Genomic DNA, 3302 nt, shown 5'->3' with positions numbered 1-3302 from the left:
GAGATAGGTGGCGACATCCTTGGGAAGCGACAGATCGCGCGTCAGTTTGCGCAGCCCCTCTTCGGTGGACATGACCGCGCCGACCCCGGCGACGAGGCCACGCCGGACGAGATCGGGAATGAACGCCTCGAGCCGCGCGCGGAGGCGCCCGTCCTTGTCGTCGAGGTCGTCGAGCAAGTCGGGGTCGCGGTTGCCCGATTTCGGCGCGTTCCCGGCGTTTGACACCCCTTTACGTTGGACGGGCCGACGCGCCGTGTCAAGCCCGCCGGCGCGCCGCGTGACGCGCGCCCGTCCGGGCTATGATTTCGCCGATGCAGCCGACCCAGCGGGGCGACGGAATCGCGGCCGGTCCGCACGCGCTGTCCGCCGCCGCGCGCGCAGGCGAGGGCGCGGCGGCGCGGTGCGCGTGTGCCAAGCCGCCGGCCCGCGCGTGGCGCTTCGTGAAAGCGTACTGGGTCACGTTCGTGGTCGTCGCCAGCTACCTGTCGGCGCGGGTCCAGGCTCGGTTCCGATCGGAGGCGGCGATGGCGCGGGTCCTGCGGCGCAAACACCTGCGCAACGCGCGCCGCGTCGAGCGCACGATCCTGTCTCTGCAGGGGCTGTTCATCAAAATCGGCCAGCTCATCAGCATCATGACGAACTTTCTGCCCGAGGAGTTCCGCAGGCAGCTCGAAGGACTGCAAGACAGCGTGCCGCCCCGCCCCTACCGCGACATCGAGGCGCGTTTTCGCGAGGAGTTCGACGGCAAGACGCCACACGATCTGTTCACCGAGTTCGACGAGCAGCCGGTCGCGTCCGCATCGATCGGCCAGGTGCACATCGCTCGGCTGCCCAACGGGTCGAAGGTCGCGGTCAAGGTGCAGTACCCCGACATCGAGGACATCGTCCGCAGCGACCTCAAGACGCTCCGGCGCATCTTTCGCATCGTCGAGTGGTTTCTGTCCTACGAGGGCCTCGACCAGGTGCACGCGGAGATCAGCTCGATGATCCTCGACGAACTCGATTTCCGCATGGAGGCCCGCAACATCGACCGCATCGCGGAAAACTTCCTCGATCGGTCCGACGTGGCGTTTCCGCGGGTCGTCGACGCCTACTCGACCGAGCGCGTGCTCACGACGTTGTTCGAAGACGGGGTCAAGATCGGCGACGTCGCCGCGCTCGATGCGCGAGGCATCGATCGCTCCGCGGTGGCGCGGCTCGTCGTCGAGTTGTACTGCCAACAGATATTCACCGACGGTGTGTACCACGCCGATCCGCATCCGGGCAATCTGCTCGTCCGGACCGATGCCCGCGGCCGCCCGCAGATCGTATTCCTCGACTTCGGCGCGGTCGCCGAGGTGTCGCCCGCGATGCGCGACGGCATCATCGACCTGATCCAGGGCGGTATCGCGCGCGACACGGAGCGCATCGTGCGCGCGATGAAATCGATGGGATTCGTCGCGCGCGGCGCCGACAACGCGGTCTTCGAACGCGTCATCGAATACTTCCACCACCAGTTTCAGGAACACGTCCACATCGAGTCGTTCAACCTCAAGGATCTGAAGTTCGACCCGCAAAAGTCGCTCGACAACCTCGCCGATCTGCGCCGGATGGACATCTCGCTGCGCGAGCTGACCGCCAACTTCCAGGTGCCGCGCGAGTGGATCCTGCTGGAGCGGACGCTGCTGTTGCTCACCGGCCTGTGCACGACGCTCGATCCGGACATGAACCCGATGACGGTGATCCGGCCCTACCTCGAAAAATTCGTGCTCGGCGACGACGGCGACTGGTCGGCGTTCGTGGTCGACACCGGCAAGGAACTGGCGCTGGCGGCGTTCGCCCTGCCGGGCGAGCTGCGCAAGTTCATGACGGCCGCGCAGCGCGGCGAACTGCGGGTTCAGTTTCACAACCTGGAGCGGTCGACCCGCGTGCTGTACCACCTCGGCCAGCAGGCGATGCTGTGCGCGATCGGAATCGCCGCGGCAGCGCTCGCGGTCGTGTTCGAAGGGCGCGGCGAAGCCGGCCGCGCCGACGCCGCGTGGTGGACGATGCGCGTGTCGGCGGCGATGTGGTTGTGGGCGGGGTGGACCGGGCGCCGGCGGCTGCGCCGCCGCCGATAGCCCCGGTCAGCCGATGCCGCGCAGGGCCGTCGCCCGCGCCACCCGCGCCACCGCGAGGGCGAACGCGGCCGTGCGCCACGAGCAGTTGTACTTGGCGCGCGCGTCCCGCAGGTCGGCGTACGCGCGGTCCATCACCGCGCGCAGCTCGTCGTTGACGCGCTGCTCCTCCCACCGGTAGTGCTGGCGGTTTTGCGCCCACTCGAAGTACGACACGGTCACTCCACCGGCGTTGGCGTAGATGTCCGGCAGCACCGTGATGCCGCGGCGCTCGAACACCTCGTCCGCCTCGGGCTCGACCGGGTGGTTCGCAGCCTCGATCACGTAGCGCGCGCGCACGTTGGCGGCGTTGTCCTTGGTGAGTACGCCGCCGAGCGCCGCCGGCACGACCACGTCGACGTCGGCAAACAACAGCTCGTCGGCGTTCGTGGCATTGGCGCCGGCGAACCCCGCAACCGTCCCGGTCCGCTCGACGTGATCGCACAACGCCGGCACGTCGATTCCCTCCGGGTGTTCGATCGCGCCGCCGATGTCCGACACCGCGATCACCTTCCCTCCCCGCTCGTGAATCAGCCGCGCCACCCACGAGCCCACGTTGCCGAACCCCTGGATCGCGTAGCGCATCTGGCCGACGGTGGTGCCGTCGTCGCGAAACAGGTTGTCCATTGCGAACACGACCCCGCGACCGGTCGCCGCCTCTCGCCCGTAGGAGCCGCCGAGTTCGATCGGCTTGCCGGTCACGACGCCGGGTTGCCACCCGTGAAACTTGGCGTACTCGTCGGTGATCCACGCCATCGTCCGCGCGTTCGTGCCCATGTCGGGCGCCGGGATGTCGATGTCGGGCCCGATCAGGTCGTGGATGCCCTCGACGAAGGTGCGGGTGAGTCGCTGCAGTTCGCCGTCGCTGAGCTTGCGCGGGTCGCAGTTGATGCCGCCCTTGGCGCCTCCGTACGGCAGATTGACGACAGCCGTCTTCCAGGTCATCAGCATCGCCAGCGCGGTGACCTCGTCGGGATCGACGTCGGGGTGGTAGCGGATGCCGCCTTTCATCGGCCCGCGCGCGTCGTCGTGCTGCACGCGATACCCGATGTAGGTCGCGATGTGGCCGTCGTCCGTCTCGAGCGTGCATTCGACCTTGACCTCGCGCTTCGGGGTGAGCAGTTGGGTCTCGACCCGCGGCCCGAGATCGAGCAGGCGCGCGGCTTT

3 protein-coding genes are annotated in these 3302 nt (G+C 68.2%); 1 reads left to right on the top strand and 2 read right to left on the bottom strand.

What is annotated here, in order from left to right:
- Positions 1-225 (bottom strand): hypothetical protein (locus D6689_22885; GenBank protein ID RMH36070.1); only part of this gene is annotated, 225 nt, incomplete at its 3' end.
- An 86-nt stretch (positions 226-311) separates the two neighbouring features.
- On the opposite strand from D6689_22885, the gene D6689_22880 reads away from it, so the two are divergent.
- Entirely contained in the window at positions 312-2099 is a 1788-nt protein-coding gene (locus D6689_22880; protein RMH36069.1) for an AarF/ABC1/UbiB kinase family protein, read from the top strand.
- Positions 2100-2105: 6 nt separating this feature from the next.
- Here D6689_22880 and D6689_22875 read toward each other — a convergent pair.
- The coding region (locus D6689_22875; GenBank protein ID RMH36068.1) for a glutamate dehydrogenase at positions 2106-3302 on the bottom strand (1197 nt) is incomplete at its 5' end.

It is taken from the genome of Deltaproteobacteria bacterium, assembly GCA_003696105.1.
Taxonomy (GTDB): domain Bacteria; phylum Myxococcota_A; class Polyangia; order Haliangiales; family J016; genus J016.
Note: the sequence above shows the minus strand (reverse complement) of the source record. Positions and strands in the feature narration are given on the sequence as shown.

What these genes read in the sequence shown, in the direction of transcription:
- D6689_22880 (RMH36069.1), top strand. Translation starts at nt 312, where the DNA reads ATGCAGCCGACCCAGCGGGGCGACGGAATCGCGGCCGGTCCGCACGCG.